This window comes from Bacillus sp. AFS037270 (assembly GCF_002585305.1).
Window position 1 is genome coordinate 26,769 of sequence record NZ_NUNF01000058.1, and the last position, 19,962, is coordinate 46,730.

At 37.3% G+C, this 19,962-nt stretch carries 26 protein-coding genes; 6 read left to right on the top strand and 20 right to left on the bottom strand.

Features of this window, described 5'->3' with window-relative positions:
- Nucleotides 1-40: 40 nt before the first annotated feature.
- The 4 genes from COD92_RS24590 to COD92_RS24605 all read right to left on the bottom strand — a co-directional run bounded on the left by COD92_RS24590 (nt 41) and on the right by COD92_RS24605 (nt 2,424).
- Nucleotides 41-670 carry an RsfA family transcriptional regulator gene (locus tag COD92_RS24590; protein ID WP_098527012.1) on the bottom strand — a complete coding sequence of 210 codons (630 nt, stop codon included), beginning with the start codon at nt 668-670 and terminating at the stop codon, nt 41-43.
- A 75-nt stretch (nt 671-745) separates the two neighbouring features.
- The gene (locus COD92_RS24595) at nt 746-1,516 is read right to left on the bottom strand and encodes an enoyl-CoA hydratase/isomerase family protein (protein ID WP_255286470.1); all 771 of its coding nucleotides are present in this window, start codon (nt 1,514-1,516) and stop codon (nt 746-748) included.
- Between the two features lie 122 nt (nt 1,517-1,638).
- Nucleotides 1,639-1,812, bottom strand: a complete 174-nt coding sequence (rpmF, locus tag COD92_RS24600) for a 50S ribosomal protein L32 (RefSeq protein WP_024029176.1) — start codon at nt 1,810-1,812, stop codon at nt 1,639-1,641.
- An 84-nt stretch (nt 1,813-1,896) separates the two neighbouring features.
- Nucleotides 1,897-2,424 carry a YceD family protein gene (locus COD92_RS24605; RefSeq protein WP_098527011.1) on the bottom strand — a complete coding sequence of 176 codons (528 nt, stop codon included), beginning with the start codon at nt 2,422-2,424 and terminating at the stop codon, nt 1,897-1,899.
- 266 nt (nt 2,425-2,690) lie between these two features.
- Here COD92_RS24605 and COD92_RS24610 point away from each other — a divergent pair, with 266 nt between their 5' ends.
- Nucleotides 2,691-3,911: a nucleotidyltransferase gene (locus COD92_RS24610; protein ID WP_098527010.1), complete on the top strand. Its 1,221-nt coding sequence runs from the start codon at nt 2,691-2,693 to the stop codon at nt 3,909-3,911.
- An 8-nt stretch (nt 3,912-3,919) separates the two neighbouring features.
- On the opposite strand, the gene COD92_RS24615 is transcribed toward COD92_RS24610, so the two are convergent.
- Nucleotides 3,920-4,948 (bottom strand): SepM family pheromone-processing serine protease, encoded by a 1,029-nt coding sequence (locus tag COD92_RS24615; protein WP_098996592.1) that lies wholly within the window; start codon nt 4,946-4,948, stop codon nt 3,920-3,922.
- Nucleotides 4,949-4,956: 8 nt separating this feature from the next.
- Nucleotides 4,957-5,736, bottom strand: a complete 780-nt coding sequence (locus COD92_RS24620; protein WP_098527008.1) for a patatin-like phospholipase family protein — start codon at nt 5,734-5,736, stop codon at nt 4,957-4,959.
- A 208-nt stretch (nt 5,737-5,944) separates the two neighbouring features.
- Between COD92_RS24620 and ylbJ the strand changes: the two genes are divergently transcribed.
- Nucleotides 5,945-7,159, top strand: a complete 1,215-nt coding sequence (gene ylbJ / locus COD92_RS24625; protein WP_098996593.1) for a sporulation integral membrane protein YlbJ — start codon at nt 5,945-5,947, stop codon at nt 7,157-7,159.
- Between the two features lie 70 nt (nt 7,160-7,229).
- Here ylbJ and coaD read toward each other — a convergent pair whose 3' ends face one another.
- Both coaD and rsmD read right to left on the bottom strand, forming a co-directional pair.
- On the bottom strand, nt 7,230-7,712 hold the full coding sequence (gene coaD, locus COD92_RS24630) for a pantetheine-phosphate adenylyltransferase (RefSeq protein WP_098527006.1): 483 nt from the start codon (nt 7,710-7,712) through the stop codon (nt 7,230-7,232).
- A gap of 19 nt (nt 7,713-7,731) precedes the next feature.
- Entirely contained in the window at nt 7,732-8,286 is a 555-nt protein-coding gene (gene rsmD, locus COD92_RS24635) for a 16S rRNA (guanine(966)-N(2))-methyltransferase RsmD (RefSeq protein ID WP_098527005.1), read from the bottom strand.
- Between the two features lie 384 nt (nt 8,287-8,670).
- Here rsmD and COD92_RS24640 point away from each other — a divergent pair, with 384 nt between their 5' ends.
- Nucleotides 8,671-9,060, top strand: a complete 390-nt coding sequence (locus COD92_RS24640) for a DUF7147 family protein (RefSeq protein ID WP_098527004.1) — start codon at nt 8,671-8,673, stop codon at nt 9,058-9,060.
- A 71-nt stretch (nt 9,061-9,131) separates the two neighbouring features.
- On the opposite strand, the gene COD92_RS24645 is transcribed toward COD92_RS24640, so the two are convergent.
- The 4 genes from COD92_RS24645 to COD92_RS24660 form a co-directional block, all read right to left on the bottom strand.
- Complete coding sequence (locus COD92_RS24645) at nt 9,132-9,407, bottom strand: YlbG family protein (RefSeq protein ID WP_098527003.1); 276 nt, start codon at nt 9,405-9,407, stop codon at nt 9,132-9,134.
- Between the two features lie 152 nt (nt 9,408-9,559).
- Nucleotides 9,560-9,991 (bottom strand): YlbF/YmcA family competence regulator, encoded by a 432-nt coding sequence (locus COD92_RS24650; protein ID WP_098996594.1) that lies wholly within the window; start codon nt 9,989-9,991, stop codon nt 9,560-9,562.
- A 197-nt stretch (nt 9,992-10,188) separates the two neighbouring features.
- Nucleotides 10,189-10,428: a YlbE-like family protein gene (locus COD92_RS24655; protein WP_098527001.1), complete on the bottom strand. Its 240-nt coding sequence runs from the start codon at nt 10,426-10,428 to the stop codon at nt 10,189-10,191.
- Between the two features lie 23 nt (nt 10,429-10,451).
- The gene (locus tag COD92_RS24660) at nt 10,452-10,862 is read right to left on the bottom strand and encodes a YlbD family protein (protein ID WP_098527000.1); all 411 of its coding nucleotides are present in this window, start codon (nt 10,860-10,862) and stop codon (nt 10,452-10,454) included.
- 146 nt (nt 10,863-11,008) lie between these two features.
- Between COD92_RS24660 and COD92_RS24665 the strand changes: the two genes are divergently transcribed.
- Both COD92_RS24665 and COD92_RS24670 read left to right on the top strand, forming a co-directional pair.
- Nucleotides 11,009-11,494, top strand: a complete 486-nt coding sequence (locus COD92_RS24665; protein ID WP_098526999.1) for a PaaI family thioesterase — start codon at nt 11,009-11,011, stop codon at nt 11,492-11,494.
- Between the two features lie 17 nt (nt 11,495-11,511).
- Nucleotides 11,512-11,871: a hypothetical protein gene (locus COD92_RS24670; protein ID WP_098526998.1), complete on the top strand. Its 360-nt coding sequence runs from the start codon at nt 11,512-11,514 to the stop codon at nt 11,869-11,871.
- Between the two features lie 18 nt (nt 11,872-11,889).
- Here COD92_RS24670 and COD92_RS24675 read toward each other — a convergent pair whose 3' ends face one another.
- Together COD92_RS24675 and COD92_RS24680 are read right to left on the bottom strand one after the other, a co-directional pair.
- Complete coding sequence (locus COD92_RS24675) at nt 11,890-12,975, bottom strand: CAP domain-containing protein (protein ID WP_098526997.1); 1,086 nt, start codon at nt 12,973-12,975, stop codon at nt 11,890-11,892.
- A gap of 176 nt (nt 12,976-13,151) precedes the next feature.
- Nucleotides 13,152-13,586: a CBS domain-containing protein gene (locus COD92_RS24680; protein ID WP_098526996.1), complete on the bottom strand. Its 435-nt coding sequence runs from the start codon at nt 13,584-13,586 to the stop codon at nt 13,152-13,154.
- 194 nt (nt 13,587-13,780) lie between these two features.
- Here COD92_RS24680 and COD92_RS24685 point away from each other — a divergent pair, with 194 nt between their 5' ends.
- The gene (locus tag COD92_RS24685; protein WP_098526995.1) at nt 13,781-14,140 is read left to right on the top strand and encodes a YugN family protein; all 360 of its coding nucleotides are present in this window, start codon (nt 13,781-13,783) and stop codon (nt 14,138-14,140) included.
- Nucleotides 14,141-14,189: 49 nt separating this feature from the next.
- On the opposite strand, the gene COD92_RS24690 is transcribed toward COD92_RS24685, so the two are convergent.
- From COD92_RS24690 to ctaD, 6 genes are all read right to left on the bottom strand, one after another.
- Entirely contained in the window at nt 14,190-15,365 is a 1,176-nt protein-coding gene (locus COD92_RS24690) for a GNAT family N-acetyltransferase (RefSeq protein WP_098526994.1), read from the bottom strand.
- A 154-nt stretch (nt 15,366-15,519) separates the two neighbouring features.
- Nucleotides 15,520-15,981, bottom strand: a complete 462-nt coding sequence (locus tag COD92_RS24695; RefSeq protein WP_098526993.1) for a DUF420 domain-containing protein — start codon at nt 15,979-15,981, stop codon at nt 15,520-15,522.
- A gap of 105 nt (nt 15,982-16,086) precedes the next feature.
- Nucleotides 16,087-16,992: a cytochrome c oxidase assembly factor CtaG gene (ctaG, locus tag COD92_RS24700; protein ID WP_098526992.1), complete on the bottom strand. Its 906-nt coding sequence runs from the start codon at nt 16,990-16,992 to the stop codon at nt 16,087-16,089.
- 124 nt (nt 16,993-17,116) lie between these two features.
- Complete coding sequence (gene ctaF / locus COD92_RS24705; RefSeq protein WP_098996595.1) at nt 17,117-17,452, bottom strand: cytochrome c oxidase subunit IVB; 336 nt, start codon at nt 17,450-17,452, stop codon at nt 17,117-17,119.
- Nucleotide 17,453: 1 nt separating this feature from the next.
- The gene (locus COD92_RS24710) at nt 17,454-18,080 is read right to left on the bottom strand and encodes a cytochrome (ubi)quinol oxidase subunit III (protein WP_098526990.1); all 627 of its coding nucleotides are present in this window, start codon (nt 18,078-18,080) and stop codon (nt 17,454-17,456) included.
- Nucleotides 18,080-19,948, bottom strand: coding sequence for a cytochrome c oxidase subunit I (gene ctaD, locus COD92_RS24715; protein WP_176541007.1), 1,869 nt, complete (start codon nt 19,946-19,948; stop codon nt 18,080-18,082). Before ctaD ends, COD92_RS24710 begins: the two co-directional genes overlap by 1 nt.
- Between the last annotated feature and the right edge of the window lie 14 nt (nt 19,949-19,962).

The window sequence follows — 19,962 nt, forward strand, 5'->3', positions numbered from 1 at the left end:
GTAATAAAATATTAAAAAGCGGACGTAAAGTCCGCTTTTTCTATTTTTCCACTCTTTCAAGGTTGCCGTTTTTGTCCATCTGGAACTTTACTTTTTGCTGGCGGTCCTCATCCTGCAGGACAACCATTTTCCGCGCTCTTTCCATGATCTCAATTAAAGAACGGTAATCCTCCTCAATGGCTTTGAGATTTTTTGACAATCTTTCATTTTCAGCAGCTAAATAGTAAGTCTTTTTTTCTAACTCTTTGATTTTTTCAGTCGATCTTTTCTTCTCTTCTTCAAAACCAGAAGAGGCTTCTGCCTGCTTTTGAAGTCCCTCTAAAAAGTGGATGACCGCCGGAAATGTGACCTTGCTTCCTTGCTCATGGTTAGAAGAAGACTGTATATTTTCTACAGAAACTGGATCATTTTGATTGATTTCCTCAATAGAGGCATCTTGTTTCTTTAGTTCTTTGCGCTGTTTCTTGGCCAGTTCTATACCTGATTTATATTGCTTTCTTACATATGAATTCCAACGGAACCCACATGCTGCAGAAGTGCGTGTTAATTGTTTGCCAACTTCCTCAAATGCCTGCAGTTGTGTTCCGCCTTCACGGATATGCCTTAAAACCACTTCAGCAAGTAACAAATCCTCATCTTGGGACCATGCATCTTGTCGAGTTGGTGACATTTGTTCATCCCTCCTAGTGTTTTTATAATACATATGCATCTACTAGAAAAGATAGACTTAATCAGAAGTTGTCTTTTAATCTTTATTCACTGTTTTTTTACTCATAAACTTCTTTACATATTGAATATGGGCATCACTTTCCCAGAGTAGGGCACAATGTCGGACTTCTTCCTCTATTCTTTCTCGAAGTTTGGCTTCTTCCCATTTACGAATCCATACTCTTTTATAGGATTGTAAAACACTTAAATCATTACCTAGCATTTTTTCAATAAATCCTTCACCTGCTTGAAGCGGGGAGCCATCATAAAGGGCGTCAATAAATCCAGCTTCTTTCAATTGTTCCGCTGTTTGCAGCTCTGCTTCCATCAAAAGCTTCATGGCGCTAGGGGCAGACATTTTTTCCGCTAAGATAGAACCCCCTCCCCAGCCTGTTGTGATGGCTTGTTTCCCTTGAACGAACCCCGCTTTAATCCCTTTCCGTGCCAAACGAAAATCACAGGCCGCCGCAATTTCGCAACCACCGCCAATGGCGATTCCGTTTAAAAGAGCTATAGTAGGTATCGGTAAAGCGAGAAGCTCATATAGGATATGGGCCATTTTAGAGAGCATAACTTGCGCTTCCTCTTTTGTGTGGAGTGCATGAAAAACAGATAAATCTCCCCCCGAACAAAAGGCATGATCTCCCGTTCCAGTTATCATAAGTGCCTTTATATCCGGCTCTGCCGTTCTTTTTATCGCTTCGGCCAGTCCTTCCATCACTTCGTAATTAATTGCATTCCTTTTTTCACTTCTTGTAATCGTAAATATCATATAACCCTTCTTTGATTTTTCAATGGAGTATGACAAAACCAACAGCCCCCTTTGCATTTGGTTTATGCTTTTCAATAATGGATGTATGTATAGATATGATGATAAACGACAAAAGCACAAGGGCATATAGCTCCTTGTGCTTTTTATCCTAACGGAAATTAGTCGTTAACAACGTCTTTTCCTTTGTATGTTCCGCAAGCTTTACATACGCGGTGTGCAAGTTTCATTTCACCACAGTTTGGGCAACTTACCATACCAGGTACGTTTAATTTAAAATGAGTACGACGTTTTCTTTTTGCAGTTTTAGAAGTTCTTCTAAAAGGTACAGCCATTCTTCCCACCTCCTTAAAGAGTATTAAGAAAGTAATGAAGGCCAGGAATGCTGGTTCTTCACTTTGCTTCTTAGATTTTGCCGATTATGATTCGGAAGAAGATTTGTTTTCGTCAAAAAACTTTGCAAGTCCTGCTAGTCGCGGATCAATCTTTTTTGATTGTTCTTCTTCAGAAATAACTTCCCAGTCCTTACCGGATTGCGGAGCTGCTTCATCAGACTCGACATCATCACAAAACACTTGCATTGGAACCTCAAGTAAAAGAATTTCCCTTATGATTGGCATAAGGTCAATTACGTCACCTTTTACTTGATATGTCTCCTCTTCAGTTTCATAGACTGATCCTTGTAAGAGGAAAGTTTCAGTTGTGTCGACATTAATTGGAAGTCTTACATCCACTAAAGTACGAGAACAAGGAAGAATTAAATGACCTTCAATTTTTATATGAAATGTCACTTTTGTTGAATCGATATCTCCCCGACCGGTAATATGCATCGGAGAAACTTCACGAATGGTAGGATCAGTTTGTTTGATCTCGTCCACACGAATCATCTCATCAATGGTAAAATCCTTGTTTCGATATTTTTGTAATTGATTTAATGTCCATTTCAATTGAATCACCCCAAGGCAACAAAGGTAATTATAGCCTTCGATAATATTTTTGTCAATGTTTTTTCTTTACACCTAGTAAGGTGATTTTTTCTTAAAAAATTAATTGACGGTAAAAAGATTTCCACTACTAGTGTATCCAGATGTGTCCTTTACAAACATCTACAACATCTTATCATAATATTTGATTGGTTTCCTTAAAATTTTGCTATAATGTTAAAAAAATAAAAACTCTTAACTAGGAGTCGAATTATTTTAAGGAGAATAATATGAACGCTGTTGGTTTAATTGTGGAGTATAATCCTTTTCATAATGGGCATGCCTTCCATTTAAATGCCTCAAAGGAAGCGGCAAACGCCGAAGTTGTGATTGCCGTTATGAGCGGTAATTTTTTGCAAAGAGGTGAACCCGCGCTTGTTTCAAAATGGTACCGAACAAAAATGGCATTACTTAACGGAGTGGATATTGTCTTTGAACTCCCTTACATGTTTGCCGTACAAAAAGCTGAAATCTTTGCCAATGGTGCTGTATCCATTTTAGATACAGCAGGATGTGATGCCGTTTGTTTTGGGAGTGAGAGCGGGGATCTTTCCTCTTTCTTGAAGACCATTGATTTTATTGATGAACAAAAACAGCAATTGGAAGAAAATATCCATCAATTTATTGATACAGGAGTAAGTTATCCAAAAGCAGTATCGCTGGCCTATCATCAATTGTCAGATTCCAACTCTTATCTAGATTTAGCAAAGCCCAATAATATCTTAGGAATCGAATACATAAGAGCAATAAAAAAGCAAAAGAGCTCCCTTAAACCTATGACAGTAGCCCGGAAAAACGCTGATTATCACGATGAGCATTTTGCCTCTGAAACCATCGCAAGTGCAACAAGCATCCGAAAAGCGATTCTTTCAAAGGAGGGCGGACAAAATTCTATTGGTCAGTATGTCCCTTCACCAACGGAACAATTGTTATCAGAATATCTAATTGAGTACCAGGTCTTTCATCAATGGGAAAATTACTGGAATTACCTGCAATTCCGTTTGCTTCAGTCCACTCCGGAAGAATTAAGGGAGATTTACGAGGTTGAAGAAGGGCTTGAAAACAGAATATTAGCTGCTGCCCTAATAGCAGGCAGCTTTCATGAATTTATGGAGAAAATCAAAACCAAACGGTATACATGGACGAGACTTCAACGATTATGTGTACATATCTTAACCAATACTAAAAAAGGACAAATGGCAGGCCCTTCTGATAAAGCCTCTTATTTAAGACTTCTTGGGATGACACCTAAAGGGAAAGAATATTTAAACAAGCGAAAAAAAGACTTCTCTTTGCCCCTGGTTTCTAAACTTTCCTCTTATAAGGGGAAAGAGATTCAGCTTGACTTAAAAGCTGCCAGGATTTATTCCTTAGGTGTCGCCCCTCATTTAACAAAAGAATTAATGAATAAAGAATTTAAGCAGCCGCCGATATTGATCGAAAAAGGATGATGGTCTCATCATCCTTTTTCTTTATCCGGTAATTTTTCAAGATATTTTACTGCTTCATCGAATGTATCAACAGGTACAATTTTCATTTTTGTTTTTATATCCCTGGCAGTTTTTAAAGCATCTCGGTAATTGGAAGTCTTTGAACCATTTTCGTTAGGAGCTAAAAATATTTCAGCACCTGCTTTATTAGCAGCCACGATTTTTTGTTCGATTCCACCAATTGGTCCTACTAATCCTTTTTCATCAATGGTCCCTGTTCCGGCAATTTGGTATCCCTTTGTTAAATCCTCACTTGTTAACTGATTATATATTTCTAAAGAAAACATTAGACCTGCAGAGGGGCCGCCAATTTCGTCTGTCTTTACTTTTACTTTAGGTTTCACGATAATCAATTTGTCATCCACAAGTGAAATCCCGATTCCAATTTTCGTCGGGTCCTCTTTAAATCGCTGCAGACTAACTGTTACTGTGTTGTTTTTTTTATTTCTTAAATACGTTAGAGAGATCTTATCTCCCGCTTGTTTTTTACTTACATATTCAATAAACTTTTCCGAGGATGGGAAGCTGTGTCCATCCACTTTAAAGATGCGGTCTCCAGCCTGGAGTTTTCCTTCAGCAGGCATTCCTGGAACAACTTGGACGACATAGATTCCTTTATATTTATAGTTAACTGGAAGTCCCGCTTTTCGATAGGCAACATTGATAGCATTTAATTTCGAACCCGCCATCATCTGAAGCTGCCTAGCATTGTACTCATCTTCTGTTTCTTTGTCGGACAAAATCATATCCAATGGATAAATCTCTTCATATTTCCGTATTTTTGCTTCTAGGTATGAATAAATATTAGCCCTTCCCATTCTAACCGTTGTCAGCATAAAGCTTCCTTCTTCTTTATATCCGTTATCAACCGTAATGACTTGCTCCAACTCTTTGGCCATACCTGGTTTTGAAACATAATATGGCAGCGCATAATACATCCCGCCAATTAGGATACAGACCAACAAAAAAAATGTTCCTACATATATTTTTCTACGCATTGCTCGTGTTACCCCTTCCACTTTTCGATGACGCTTTCTATCTGTTTGATATGTTTGTTCGTTTCTTCCTTGCCAATCGTAATGATTTCTTCTGTATTCGTGAAAGCACGTGAGCTATACATTTCTACAGGCGGGCGAATCATGATATCTGCAGATGTCTCTCTGTAGTTGATGATTTCTGTCTGCATAATGTCAATACTTTGCATAATGACATCGTATATCGTCGTTATTTCAGCGTTTCGTTTTACCCTCGACACATCAACTGCTATAACAATATCTGCCCCCATGTCTTTTGCCACCGAAATTGGAACACGATCGGCCACACCACCATCAACTAGTATTCTCCCATTATATTTCTCCGGAACAAAAATACCTGGGATGGAGATGCTAGCCCTAACTGCCTCTGCAACAGGTCCTTTTTGAAAGACAACTTTTTCGCCTGTCAATAAATCAGTAGCCACTATACCAATTGGGAGTGAAAGTTCCTCAATGTTTTTTCCATGTGTAAAAACCTTAATAAATTCTTTAATTTTTTTACCAGAGATAAAACCCATTTTAGGAACTGTAAAGTCTAAGAAATACTTTCTTTTAAAAGCCGTCGACAATTTATACAACCGATCTAAATCAAGTCCTGCACCATAAAAACTTGCCACAAGTGCCCCCATGCTGCTTCCTGCAATTAAATGGATCGGAATTCCGGCTTCTTTCAATGCCATTATCACACCTAAATGAGCAAACCCGCGTGCACCACCTGAACCAAGTGCCAATCCAATTTTTGGGTGCTCCATAACAATTGACCCCCCATTAATAATGCTTTTAAGTGTAAAAGCTTAAGCGAAACTCGTTCAATCTTATGGTCTAAATTGCTTTTCTATGAGTATATTTGATGTATATGGGGACAAGGGTCAACAAATTTTCATAAGATTAATCTATATTTTAGCATTGATATAATTGATTTGCACGATTAGAGTAATCGTTTGGAAGGAGGTATCTTTTTTGGTTCTGTCAAAATTAAAAACGGTTTTTCTATCCGTTTCCGTTTCGATTTTAGCTGCATCACTTATCTCCTTTCCAAGGGAGTCATTCGAAGCATCCATTCGCGGCCTTAATATGTGGTGGGAAATTGTCTTTCCTTCCCTTTTGCCATTTTTTATTATTTCTGAAATGCTGATTGGTTTTGGAGTTGTTAAGTTTATTGGAGTCTTATTAGAACCCCTCATGAGACCACTATTTAAAGTTCCTGGAGTAGGGGGGTTTGTGTGGGCAATGGGGATGGCTTCCGGGCAGCCAGCTGGGGCAAAATTCTCCTCCCGGTTACGTCAAGAAGGACATTTATCGCAAATAGAGGCGGAAAGGCTTGTATCCTTTACTAATTCTTCAAATCCATTATTTATATTTAGTGCTGTAGCAGTTGGCTTCTTTAATAACCCTAAGATTGGATTACTTTTAGCTGCGGCACACTACTTAGGAAATATATGCGTAGGCATTATCATGCGTTTTTATGGCAAGGAGACACCAGAAGAGTCTAGGGGTGCTCGTAAAAAGTTCAAATTTAGAAATGCCATATCTGTTCTCCATCAAACAAGAATAAAAGATAACCGGCCAATTGGAAAACTTTTAGGTGATGCTGTAAATTCATCGATTCAAACTTTATTAATGATTGGCGGCTTTATTATTTTGTTCTCTGTGATTAACAAATTATTATATCAACTACATATTACAGCCATACTGGCAAAAACGATTGAATGGCTGCTTTCCTCCCTGTCTTTACCGGATATGTTAAGCATTCCATTTATTTCGGGATTATTTGAAATAACAATGGGAAGCCAATTAATAAGTCAGGTACAAGATGCTACACTCTTGCAAAAAGCAATTGTTGCTAGTTTTATCTTAGCTTTTAGTGGTTTTAGTATACAAGCACAAGTTGCTAGTATTCTTGCCCAAACAGATATTAGATTCAAGCCCTTTTTTATTGCAAGAATTCTCCAAGGGATTTTCGCAGCCTTTTTTGCCTTACTATTATGGAAACCACTCTATGTCCGCTTTAATCGTAATGAACAACCCTCTAATGCCTTACCGGTTGGTTTTTTTGGAGATGGAACATGGGCAAATCATTTTTATCATAAAATGGTCGAGGTTGGACCGTTAATTACGATTCTTTCACTCTTTATCTATATCCTAATTTTATTTTCACGGTTAAAAAAGAGCTAGGCTAGCCCAGCTCTTTTTAGTTGCATATAAAGACTATCACTAGCAAAAAGCAATTTTTTGGGCTTTTAGCTTATCGCCCAAATTTTTTGTTTAGTTCTCTCTCTACGACTGGAGGAACTAATGAAGAAATATCTCCATTATACTTTGCTACTTCTTTTACAATACTTGAACTTAAAAAAGAGTATTGGCTGTTGGTCATAATAAAAAAGGTTTCGATATCTTCATTTAATACTCGGTTCATCGAGGTAATTTGCATTTCATACTCAAAGTCTGAAACGGCACGCAATCCCCTAATAATGGCATTGGCATTAACGGATTTAGCGTAGTCAACTAGCAAGCCTGAATGAACATCAACCCTTACATTTGGAAGGTCCTTTGTTACAGTTTTAATCAGATTCATCCGCTCTTCAATGGAGAATAACGGACTTTTAGAGGAGTTATTCAACACACTGACATAGACAACATCAAATACCTTCGCACCTCTCTTTATGATATCTAAATGACCATATGTAATCGGGTCAAAGCTTCCTGGACAAACCGCAATTCTAGCCAACTCGACTCCTCCTCACTCATTACTGCCCGTTTGTATAAATCGACACAGCAATAATCCCATACTTTTCATGTTTAATCTGGTTAAACCGCCCTATCGTTTGAGGTAATTCCACATCAAAGCTATGTTCACAGACAATGATTCCCTCTGTTTTTACTAAATCCTGATCGTCCATTTTTTCCATAAGACTAACAAGCTGCTGTTTTTTATAAGGCGGATCTAAAAATATGTAATCAAAAGATATGCCTCTTTTTATAAGCGCCTTTAACGCTCGATCTGCATCATTACGATAAACTTCTGATTTATCTTCAAATTTGCAGGCCTTTATATTTTCTTGGATAACATGAATAGCCTTTGACTCTCGGTCTATAAAAATAACCTTTTCTAAACCTCGGCTAAGTCCTTCAATACCTAATCCGCCACTGCCTGCAAATAGATCAAGACCAATCCCGCCATCAAAATAAGGCCCAATCATATTAAACAAAGCTTCCTTAACTTTATCAGTGGTCGGACGTGTTGTATTTCCGGGGACAGCTTTAAGCGGTCTTCCCTTGCATATACCTGAAACCACTCTCATGGACATATCACCACATTTTTGAAAATCATTTTTCTTTATACATCCTATCATAATTTGTAAAAAAGACAATCAGTTATGAATATCTTTTCACCTAATCATCTATTTTGTTCATCAAATAGGAAAATTTATTAAAAGACGTATAAGCTTTTCTGTTGTGGGGATAATGTAATTAACAACATCAATTCGAGGATGTTGTTGCCAACCGCGGAGAAGACTTACGTTTCCCCATAAGTTCTTCCTCCGGTTTCTCCTCTCCCTTTGCCTTCTATCCTTAGCTTTAGGATATAGAAGGACCCTGCGGGTTATTCTGCAGGGTTTTTTTTATTTATTTAGCCGTAATTAAGTGATAAAGTAGGAGGAACGAAGCTTAAAGGAGAATGTCAATTGATACAGCGCTTTATTGAACTAGGAGAAGGATATTCAGATATTTATGAGCTGCTTGAACTTGCAAAATCAAATCAACACCGTCTGCAGCATATGATGGCATTACACACCAAGATCGACGGGAAGGATATGACCTCCTTAGTTGTCATATTAAAACCAACTGAAACAGGAAAATTCCAAGCGCTATATATTTGTCGGGAAGGGATTCCGAATCCAAACATATTGCCAAATAAAAGGTTTGATCTCTTTGCCCAAACAGCGGAATCACTTGGAAAACAAATCATAGTACTCTCAGTAAAACCATCGATCAGCTTTAATGAGAAAGAACTATTTTACCAGCACCTGATCGGAATCTTAAGATTAAACCACTATATCCTCCCATTACAATAAGAAAGCGTAGGCGCCTTGATCATGTGCTGGAGCTAGACAAAAAGAAAAGGTGAGGGAACTTCCCTCACCTTCTATATTCCCATTTTATAATCATATTCCTTGGCTTTATCCGGGGCAGAGTTCTCGTATTCCATTCTCAAGAATGGTTTATACGAAGGTTCTACTTTCTTCACAAATGAAAAGGAATTTAATTTCTCCATATTCCCTTCTACTTCATCCTGATTACAATACAACACAACATATTTTAATTTTTTCGACACATAATGAACATTTCCAAAACGCCTTAGCATTTTTGCCTGTTTTAAAGAGTACAGCCAAACAACTAATCCTTGTCTTTGAACAAACATTGTATATTCCCCTTCAGCAAAACCATCATTTTAAATAAGTCTAGCACATCAAAACGTTCTATTTCAATTCAAACTTTGGCCCTAATCATGTTCTCCTGTGGCGACTTAAGGGAAAATAAAAAATCAGCTTATTTAAAAGCTGATTTTTTATTTTAACTGCACCCGCAGCTTCCACCGGTGCCACAGCTATGACCTGTTTCAAAGAAGGGGTTACCAGAAGGAACCTTGATATGTTCTGATACTGCTCCACCAATGAATTTACTAATCTCATCCAATAGAGTTTGCAAATCATTTTCCGCCAGCTTGAAATCTGCAACAAGCGGGTCCATATCCATTTCCCGTTTTGCTTCCCGAATTTGCATCATCACTCTTTTATAATCTGGATGGTACTTGCCGAACCGCTGAACTTCCTCATAAAGTTCCTTCAGGCTGGCAAATCGATTTATTTTCCGCTGAGTTTCTTTATTCGTTTGCATTTTATATAAACAAATTTGATATTGTTCTGCAATATCAGACTTTAAGACCATTTTAGCTAAGTCTTCAGCATTTTCTAATAGCTCAATTCTTTCTAAAGTAGCAAGCACTTTTCGCCCACCTCCAAGGTTATTTTAACATATATACTAGAAGAAAGCGAAAAATCCTGCTGACTAGGGATATTTACCATCATTTGTTTTGATCATTCGTACGGCCTGGAGCGAAAACCAACATCCAAGTTTAAGACTCCTAATAATAAAAGCGAGAGCATGAAAAAAGGCCACAAATGAACACTGTGGTCTTTTCCTTAATTTTGCGTTTTCATTGCCTGAAACATATGATACATCATTGAGGCCATTTGAACGCTATTTGAAAATTTCTCTACTTGATGGGGAATCGTCTTCTTATAATGGTGTAAAGAAGCAATTTCAAGTGCTTGTAAATCATAGGGGTTTCTTGTAAGCTTTCGATACCATTGAGGCTGTTCTCGAATAAATTGCTTTAAATCCTTTTGCCGTTCTAAATAATCTAGTACATCTCTTCGCATCGTTTATTGGTCCCTTTCATTTTTTAGTCTTTTCGAAAAACAAATGGATGCTTTGGCCCTTCTTGCGGCTTTAATGGGCCAGAAACAGAGTTAACATTTCCCCCTTGGAATTGAGATATAACGCCTTGGATAGCCCCTAATGCTTGACTTAAGTTATTGATATGGCCTTGCATTTGATTTGGGTCCATTTTTTTTACCATTCCCATGATACTGGATACCCAATCACTTTTAGACTCTTGCTCACTTTTAGATTCTGATTCCTTTTCAGCACTTATCGATTCCCAGCGTTTATCCTCTTCCCCCAACAAATACCAATCCTCATATAATTCCTGCCAGGTCGCCTTTCCACTCCGAACTTCCTTAATTATTTTCGGATTGTTCTTTACAAATTCTTTAAATTGGAGCACGGAAGGATGCAATTTCTTTTGCGTCATTTTATTCTCACCTCTGCCCATATTAATCGCCAATAATACATTATGTATAAGATGACGAAATGTGAAATGAAAACTGTTAATTAATTTATTAATCTCCTTCATAGTGGTAAGATGGCAAGAGATAAAGAAATGAAAGAGGTAAAAGGATGAAGGAAGAATTGCGCCATTTATTAGAATTCTGTCTTGAAAATGGGTCTGAGGAAGACCTGAGTGTAATAAAGCAGCTTCTCGAAGGTGTCCAAAATAAGGTAAAACGAAATCGAAGAACTTATATTGATGGTATCTTGCATATGGAAACCAGCTTTAGCGAAGATACCTGTGAGATTACGATCCCCATTAGTCCTGTTATTCATAACAACCTTAACATTGTTCATGGAGGAATTACAGCAACGGTCCTTGATACAACTATGGGTGTATTAGCCAATCGCTTGGTGCCAGAAGGATATGGTGCTGTAACAAATCAATTAAACATTCATTATATTGCTCCGGGGATTGGTGAAGCACTTCGCTGCAAAGCTGAAGTTATTCATAAAGGCACCAAAACAATGGTCATTTCAGGTGAGGCTTTCCGCAGCGATGGAAAAAAAATAGCCTATGCCACTGGTACCTTTTTTATGATTAAGAAAGGTTAGGGAGGCGTTTAACCGATATGGTTACTGCCATTTTAATCCCGATTATATGTCTGTACTTTTTTTGGCTGACACGGAAAGAAAGGATAGAAAACGATAGAAAGTGGCTTGAAACTGGGAATGTACGTCAAGAAGCTATCGTAACAGGTGAAATAAAAGGGATCACCGAAGAAAAACAGCGATTCTATTACCACCGTTATATTGTTGTTCAAAGCATTAAGCTTCAGACCTCCACCAGGGTTATTACTGCTATAAAAACGATTCCCCTTATCCCCGACGTAGAAAAAGACACTTTTATTGTTGGGGTAACGGTTCGCTTATATGGCAGCTGGGAAGGTAACCGTTTTTTATTTAATACATGGATAATTGAAAAAAGGTGACACTATGTCACCTTTTTCTTATTTATCATCAGTTTTACGGATAAAGTTTTGTGTATAGTACTTTTCATAAACACCCACACCAAGATGAGAGTATTCTTTACTTAATAATGAATCACGATGTCCTTTACTATTTAGCCAGCCCTCCACCACTGCAGGTCCATCCGTATAGTTTGCTGCGATATTTTCTCCAGCGGTTTGATAGGCAACTCTAGCAGTTTTTAAACGATTGGCCAAATCACCAAATTTCTTAGAAATATGTGAAAAGTCGTTGTTTTGAGCCATGTCCCTGCTATGCTCAAAAGCAACTTCAGCAGTTTTTTCATCCCATACTAATGGTTTTACTTTGTGTCTAATTCTTAAAGCATTGGTAATGTCAAAGATTTGTTGCTCTGTACTTTGTTCCACTAAATTCATCATATCTTCACTTAGAGCAGGTGGTTTGATGAGCTGTCCGCGATAAACCAATTCATATGGACGCTGTTTTACTAACGTTTCTGCGTCGAGAAAACGAACACTTGAAAGATTACCAGTAAACTTATCAATATATAACTGGACATAAATATTCCCCATTCGAACCATTGGACGAAGATTTAAATCCGTATCATTCAATTCAAATCGATAAGTGCTTCCATTTACTTCAAGATTTATATTCGTATCAAAAAATTGCGTATTAAATATCTCTTCGACAGGCTGACCAATTTCAAATGGCGCTACATTTAAACTTTCCCCAAGCGCAAAAATAGTTACAACCCGCTTATTTTCAACCCCTACTTGTAAGTAGCGGTTAGAACTCTGATTATAGATATACCATTGAAAACCATACAGCGATTCATCAATTCTTATTGGTGTTCCAAACTCTTTTTCGAGATTGGAAACATCTTGTCCAATCAACAGAGCTAAACCTTCCTTTGGTTTCTCCAATGGTGTTTGACTCCCGTTTGTTTGATCAGCCTCCTGTGGAGTAGATTGTTTCATCTCTGACGTTTGATCTTCCTTAATCAGTACCTTACTATCATCATTTTTTTCATTTATACTAACATAAAAACCAATTGTTAGGAAAACAACTGAGAGTATTAAGATTCTGCTTAGAGTACGCAGTCGCACTCACCCTCTCTATAACAATTTCTATCATTATATGTATTAACAAAATAATTATATCATTTATATCCTGATTAGTAAGAGTCATAAGCAAAAATGTCAGTTTTCTTAATACTTTTAAAAAATAAAACAGGCACATTTGTACCTGTTTTAATGATAATATTAATATTTGTATAATAATTTTAATGCTGAGCACCATTGAGATTCTGTTCTGAAATCTCACTAAGGGCTTCTTTTGCCTGGTCATCTGTAAGCTCCCGAATGGCAAAATCTCCAAGGGATACGATACCTACTAATTTCTCGTTTTCTACTACAGGCAGGCGGCGAATTTGATGATCAGCCATTAATTTTGCCGCTTCCCTGCTGGAGGTTTCTGGACTCACAGTAACCATTTCTTTACTCATGATATCTTCTACTTTTGTAGAACCAGGATGTTTTTCCGCTACCCCTCTAATAACAATATCACGGTCTGTAATCATGCCCACTAGTTTTTCCTTATCTACAATTGGAATTGCCCCAACATTGAGTTCCTTCATCTTCACAGCAACCTCAAAGATATTATCTAATAAAGTACAACATTCTACCTCATCTGTCATAATGTCTCGAATTTTCTCCATTATAAATTCCTCCAAAGTATTTTTATACCTCTATTCAATGTTTTAGGCTTTACCAATGCAAGCGGTTTTATTCGCTTAAATCTATTCATTGCAAGTTGTCACAATTTCAACTATTATTAAAATGAATTATTATTTTACTTCAATATCAATTTAGGAACAAAGGGCTTGGCAACTGTTTTTAGGAGGGATTTAAGATGAAATTCGAGAATACTGGAATTGAGAAATTAAAAGCGGACCTAAACCGTTTAGATGACGTTATGCATGAATACGGTTTAGTACGGGCCGGACAATGGGATTATGACCGGGTTACATATGACCGTAAATTTGAGCTAAAAGAAGGCGTATTTTATCTTCGTGTTCAAGGTTTCGCGGTGGAGGGTGATGTTGACGTATTTAAGGCTACGATTCAATTACTGACACCACTTTTAGGAAAGCATTATTATCCTCATGGAGTAGAATATGGTGAGGGTGAAAACTTCCCTGCTTCCCTTGTAACTCAGTGCAAAAAAATCCTTGAAAATGTAGCAGAAGAAATCAGTCAGTTCGCACTATAATGTGCAAAAGGCGCATGAAATGATTCATGCGCCTTTTTTATATCTAGTATTAAAAAAAGTCATAAAACGCGGATTTTAGCTTTGGAATCATGGTCTCGAATTGATCGACTTCTTGCTTTGCCCCCTTTATTAGACCCAAATCATACAGTTCTTTTGGCCTTTTATAGCCAAAAAGAATCGCAGATAATTCATTAATGGTCAAACGAATCCCCCTCTTTGGCGGATTTAAGCACTGACTTCCCTCTTTCGCCTTATACTCCTTCACTTCACCATTCCCTATTAGGTAACTTCCATTATTCCATGCAGCAAAAGGGTCCTCCAGATGAATAAAAATAGGGTCTGCTGTACTATCAAACCGAAACCTTTCTAAACACTTTTTCGCATTAACAATTCTACACATGAAATAGGGCATTACTTCAGTTTTTAATTTTGGTTGATTTAGGAAATATGGAAAAGGATCATGGACCGGCAAGTTTACTGTAACAATATCAACCATCGAGTCATGCTGACAAATAAAATTCCATAGGCCCACTCTTGCTTCCTGATCTAATGCCGCCATTTCCTTGATTACCATTTTTCTATCTTTTACATTAAATACTACATAGCCCCTTGCTTCTTTTGATGTATTATAAAAGACCGCGGCTTGTGATTGGTCATCATGCACATGTTCCTTCCACCACTTTGTGTCACGAACGAGCATCCCCGAAAACTTTTCTCCATACTTTCGATAGATTTCCTCAAGATCCTCATGATGAGTTTCCTTAGAATTCCTCTTTATATAGCCCGACTGTGGGCTAAGAAGTTTAAGATTCACTTTTTCTATCGTAACTTTTTTTACATCACTTAAAATCTCCCAGCCAAATTTTCGATAAAAGGCAAAATCAAATGGTGCCAATAAAGAAACGATTTGTCCATCATGTTTCATTTGCGCTAATGCTTCAATTATTAGTGATTTAACATGACCACTCCGTCTATATTCAGGGTAGGTAGCTACTCCAGCGATTCCTCCCATGTCCCAAACTTCCCCATTCATATAAACAGCAAAAGGAATGATATGTAATTTTGCAGCAAGTGCACTATTTTCTCTTATCCCTAATAGCTTATGAGATTTTAACATTTCAAGTCTAGCAGGAATCTTTTCCTCGGGAACACGGTATTGGAAAGCATATTCAGACAGCCTTAATGATTCTAAATATTCATCTTCCTTAAGTATCTTAATATCCATAAATCTTCCTCCCAAAATTTTATTTAGGCTGCTACCATTTTATAAGTATTCAGATAACTAAAAATGATGTAATAAAAAGGTGCTAAATTAAGCACCTTTATCTATTCGTTCAATATTTAAATTAGCCTGTCAGTACAGTAATCTTGGAAAATATTTATAAACCAAGAATTGCCTTAATCATCGATGTCGTCTCTCCACCCTTATAAAAAACATATAACAAAAGGTAAACAGCAACCCCTGTTATGGCTGTAAAAAACCAGATAAAACTCGTAACAGGCCCTAACTTACGATGGATGGACAGGTTATTCTTATATCCTGTAACTAATGAAATAATCCCAAAGACTGCTCCTACGGTTGCTAATGTAATATGAAAAACTAAAAAAATCGTATAATAAATTTTTATATTTGCTGGTCCGCCAAATGAGGTGTTCCCGATAAAAATTGTTCTTGATGCGTATATAATAAAAAAGATAAGAGCAAAAATAGCAGCAACAAACATTGTTTTTTTGTGAGCTTCAATTTTTCTTTGTTTAATTTGCCACCAGCCTATCGCAACTGTTATCGCACTTAAGACTATAAAAGATGTACTAATCGTAGGTAAAATAGGTAAATTCATTATTTATCCTCACTCTCTAATATTCTAACCTCATTTTAGTTTAGTTCTCTTTTCTTTTCAAATAATACTAGTAATTTCAAAAAAAAACTCCCATTTGAAGGGAGTTTATTCAACAAGAGTAGGATTTAAATTATGTTTTTTCATTTCACGTTCAGAGTCTTCCTGATCATTACGGTACCATTCAAAGAATACTTGGCCTAAAACAACAGCGTAAATAATCTCTTGGATTATTTTCATCACTATCCCGCCCAGCCGTTGATCTTCGACTGCAGACATAGAACTAAAAAATTCCGGACCAGTTAAGTTCAAATTATCAAACCCAGAACCAACACATAAACTCATAACTTGTGACCATACCTTAGGATCATGATATGTTGCATATAATGAGCTATCTGAAAAAATAATTAGTGCACATGCAGGAGTTATTAGTATACTGTTTACAAAAATATAAGCAACTTTTTTAATTCCAGTTAAATTTTTATACTCAGGCAAAGGACAAATCAATGACCACCACATCCCTACCGCTAACACAAATAAGACAATAGAGTATCCCGCATGAAGATATCTATTTTGCATGACGTGATCAAAAACGATTGGTATATGATAAAAAGAAAAGAAAGCATTAAATAAAAGTACGGCGACAACTGGCTTAGAAAATAGCTTGAATAACGATTTAATAACCATTAAATTTAAAATCGTTCTCCACAGCCAATTAGGAATAGATAAAATAAACAATGGGGGAACAAGGAAAACTAACAAAACCATCGTAATTCCATGTATATAAAACACAAGATGTCCCATTAAATCCAACGGTGATCCCTTAATGGCATATAATAAGACCATAGCTGTTAGAAATAAACTAGCTTGTTTAGCAGTTAATGGTTCATTATTCTGGAATTTTGTTCTGAATTTTGTAGTTATCAGAAAGAAAGCACCGGTAAGTGCAAGTAATATAATTAAAAAGTACGGGCTCCAAAGGGCTTCAAAACCAAAAATATCTAAAGAAAGCACCTTAATCTCACCTCAATATTATTAAAGAGTCTTATCAATATTATAACTTTAAAATTTAGATCAAGCAAAGTTGAGTTTTTGCTAAAAAGAAAAATCGGCTAGAAGCCGATTTTTCTTTCATTTATTACCACCAGATAATGGTGCTAAATGCTAATATTGCAGTTAAGCCAACAAATAAACCTGAGAACAGAAACAATGTAGGTGCTTCGTGCCCTTTATGGCTCATATGCATGAAATAAAATAACTGAAAGACAACCTGAACTGCTGCTAATAAAATGATAAACGGTACAGTAAACCAAGCCGTAAATCCTTTCATTGCAACTGCAGCAAAGGCCACCAATGTTAAGAAAATCATCAAGGCAAACGAGATAACTTGATAGCGCATTTCTTCTGCGCTTTTTTTTCGGCGATATTCTAAATCTACTCTTGGGTTGCCTGAGCTTAATGGCTGATTTGTCATTTTATCCCACCATCCCCATCAAATATACTACAGTAAAGATAAATACCCAAACTACGTCGATAAAATGCCAATAAAGGCTGGCAACATAGAATTTTGGCGCATTGTACAAGTTAAGACCACGTTTAGAGTTACGAATCATCAGTGAAAGAATCCAGCATAACCCAAAGGCAACGTGGCCGCCATGGAAACCAACAAGTGCATAGAAGGCTGAACCAAACGCACTGCTTGTAAATTTATGTCCCTCATGGACATAATGTGTGAATTCATAAACTTCACTACCAAGGAATCCAAGACCTAGTAAAACTGTAACTCCAAGCCAAAGCATCATTTTCTTGAAGGCAAAGTTCTTCATATGATACATAGCATATACGCTTGTGATTGAGCTTGTTAACAACAGCATTGTTGCAAGAAATGTTAGTGGTAATTCAAATAAATCTTTTGCTAAGGGCTGACTTGTATTTGGGACTTTATCTTTTAAGGCAAGGTAAGTGGCAAAGAGAGAGGCAAATAAAACAGTCTCTCCCCCTAAGAATAACCAAAAACCAACAAATTTATTTTTTGCCTCAAGGGTAGATCTTTCCGGCTCTGCAGGCCATGTTTCATAAGTCATTTTTTCTTCAGCGTGCATTATGCCTTAGCCCCCTTCTCTTCTTGTAATTCCTCTTTATGGATATGGAAACCATGATCATCTTTAACAGAACGCGTGAACATTGATCCAAAAGTTATGAGAAGCCCAATAATCATGACTGGCAATGCCCATGACACTTTATCAACATGATACATCGCACCAAATGCTGCAATGAACAATCCTAATGCAATCACAAATGGGATAAATGAAGAGTTAGGCATATGAATATCACCAAGCGGCTCAGCCGGTGTCATACCTTTTTTCCCTTCCATTTTTTCAATCCAATAAGCATCTAAACCACGAACTAATGGCAGCTGTTTAAAGTTATAAAATGGCGGTGGTGATGGAATTGCCCATTCAAGTGTTCTACCGTCACCCCATGGATCATTACCCACTTTAACATTTTTCACAGAAGTCAATACAACATTAAGGAGCATGATGATTACTGCAATCGACATAAATCCGGCTCCAACAGAGCTGATCATATTTGCAGTTTCAAAACCTTGACCTGGAAGGTAAGTAAAGACACGTCGCGGCATGCCCCATAAACCTAAGAAATGCTGGATAAAGAAAGTTAAATGGAAGCCAATGAAAAAGAACCAGAATGTGATTTTTCCTAACGCTTCATTTAGCATCGTTCCAAACATCTTTGGCCACCAAAGATGTATGCCAGCGAAAATACCGAACACTACACCACCAACAATAACATAGTGGAAATGAGCAACAACAAAGTAAGTATCATGATACTGGTAGTCTGCGGAAGCAGCAGCGAGCATTACACCTGTAACCCCCCCCATAAGAAAGGTAGGGATAAAAGCAAAAGCCCAGTACATTGGAGTAGTAAATTTGATACTTCCCCCCCACATCGTAAATAACCAGTTAAAAATCTTGATACCCGTTGGTACCCCAATTGCCATCGTTGCCACAGCAAAAATAGCATTGGCAACAGGTCCTAAACCAGTTGTGAACATGTGGTGTGCCCATACCATAAAGCCTAAGAAACCAATAAGCACCGTCGCAAATACCATGGATGAATAACCGAAAAGACGTTTTCTTGAGAAAATCGGAAAGATCTCTGAAAAAATTCCAAATGCAGGAAGTATTAAGATATACACTTCGGGGTGTCCGAAAATCCAGAAGAGATGTTCCCAAATAACTGTATTTCCACCCATTGTTACATCAAAGAAATTAGCTCCAAACAGGCGGTCAAACATCATTAAAGTCAAACCAACTGTTAATGGAGGGAATGCAAATAAAATTAATGCAGATGCAACAAATGTTGTCCAAGTAAACAATGGCATCCTCATATAGGTCATACCAGGAGCACGCATGTTAATAATGGTAACAAGGAAATTGATACCACCGATTAATGTACCGATACCTGATATCTGTAAACCCAGTACATAAAAGTCAACCCCGTGGCCTTTAGAATGAAGTGCAAGAGATGCATATGAGGTCCAGCCTGCATCAGGAGCACCGCCCAGGAACCAAGATAAATTTAGAAATATTCCTCCGAAGAAGAACAACCAAAAACCTAGCGCATTAACAAATGGAAATGCTACGTCACGAGCCCCTATTTGCAATGGCATTACAGCATTCATAAAACCAATTAGTAACGGCATTGCCGCTAAGAAAATCATTGTTGTTCCGTGCATCGTAAGGATTTCATTATATGCACCTGCACTAACAAAATCATTATTAGGTACAGCAAGCTGGATACGGATAAAAACCGCCTCTAGTCCTCCGACTAAGAAGAAAAATCCACCTGCAATAAAGTATAGGATGGCAATTTTTTTATGGTCGACTGTTGTTAAATAGTCCCATAACGTTGCGCCGAATCCCTTTTTTTGAGCAATGGTACTCACAATTTTACCTCCCTTTC

What these genes read in the sequence shown, in the direction of transcription:
- COD92_RS24590 (WP_098527012.1), bottom strand. Translation starts at nt 670, where the DNA reads ATGTCACCAACTCGACAAGATGCATGGTCCCAAGATGAGGATTTGTTA.
- rpmF (WP_024029176.1), bottom strand. Translation starts at nt 1,812, where the DNA reads ATGGCTGTACCTTTTAGAAGAACTTCTAAAACTGCAAAAAGAAAACGT.
- COD92_RS24610 (WP_098527010.1), top strand. Translation starts at nt 2,691, where the DNA reads ATGAACGCTGTTGGTTTAATTGTGGAGTATAATCCTTTTCATAATGGG.
- COD92_RS24615 (WP_098996592.1), bottom strand. Translation starts at nt 4,948, where the DNA reads ATGCGTAGAAAAATATATGTAGGAACATTTTTTTTGTTGGTCTGTATC.
- COD92_RS24620 (WP_098527008.1), bottom strand. Translation starts at nt 5,736, where the DNA reads ATGGAGCACCCAAAAATTGGATTGGCACTTGGTTCAGGTGGTGCACGC.
- rsmD (WP_098527005.1), bottom strand. Translation starts at nt 8,286, where the DNA reads ATGAGAGTGGTTTCAGGTATATGCAAGGGAAGACCGCTTAAAGCTGTC.
- COD92_RS24645 (WP_098527003.1), bottom strand. Translation starts at nt 9,407, where the DNA reads ATGTTTGTTCAAAGACAAGGATTAGTTGTTTGGCTGTACTCTTTAAAA.
- COD92_RS24655 (WP_098527001.1), bottom strand. Translation starts at nt 10,428, where the DNA reads ATGCGAAGAGATGTACTAGATTATTTAGAACGGCAAAAGGATTTAAAG.
- COD92_RS24660 (WP_098527000.1), bottom strand. Translation starts at nt 10,862, where the DNA reads ATGACGCAAAAGAAATTGCATCCTTCCGTGCTCCAATTTAAAGAATTT.
- COD92_RS24665 (WP_098526999.1), top strand. Translation starts at nt 11,009, where the DNA reads ATGAAGGAAGAATTGCGCCATTTATTAGAATTCTGTCTTGAAAATGGG.
- COD92_RS24670 (WP_098526998.1), top strand. Translation starts at nt 11,512, where the DNA reads ATGGTTACTGCCATTTTAATCCCGATTATATGTCTGTACTTTTTTTGG.
- COD92_RS24680 (WP_098526996.1), bottom strand. Translation starts at nt 13,586, where the DNA reads ATGGAGAAAATTCGAGACATTATGACAGATGAGGTAGAATGTTGTACT.
- COD92_RS24685 (WP_098526995.1), top strand. Translation starts at nt 13,781, where the DNA reads ATGAAATTCGAGAATACTGGAATTGAGAAATTAAAAGCGGACCTAAAC.
- COD92_RS24690 (WP_098526994.1), bottom strand. Translation starts at nt 15,365, where the DNA reads ATGGATATTAAGATACTTAAGGAAGATGAATATTTAGAATCATTAAGG.
- COD92_RS24695 (WP_098526993.1), bottom strand. Translation starts at nt 15,981, where the DNA reads ATGAATTTACCTATTTTACCTACGATTAGTACATCTTTTATAGTCTTA.
- ctaF (WP_098996595.1), bottom strand. Translation starts at nt 17,452, where the DNA reads ATGACAAATCAGCCATTAAGCTCAGGCAACCCAAGAGTAGATTTAGAA.
- COD92_RS24710 (WP_098526990.1), bottom strand. Translation starts at nt 18,080, where the DNA reads ATGCACGCTGAAGAAAAAATGACTTATGAAACATGGCCTGCAGAGCCG.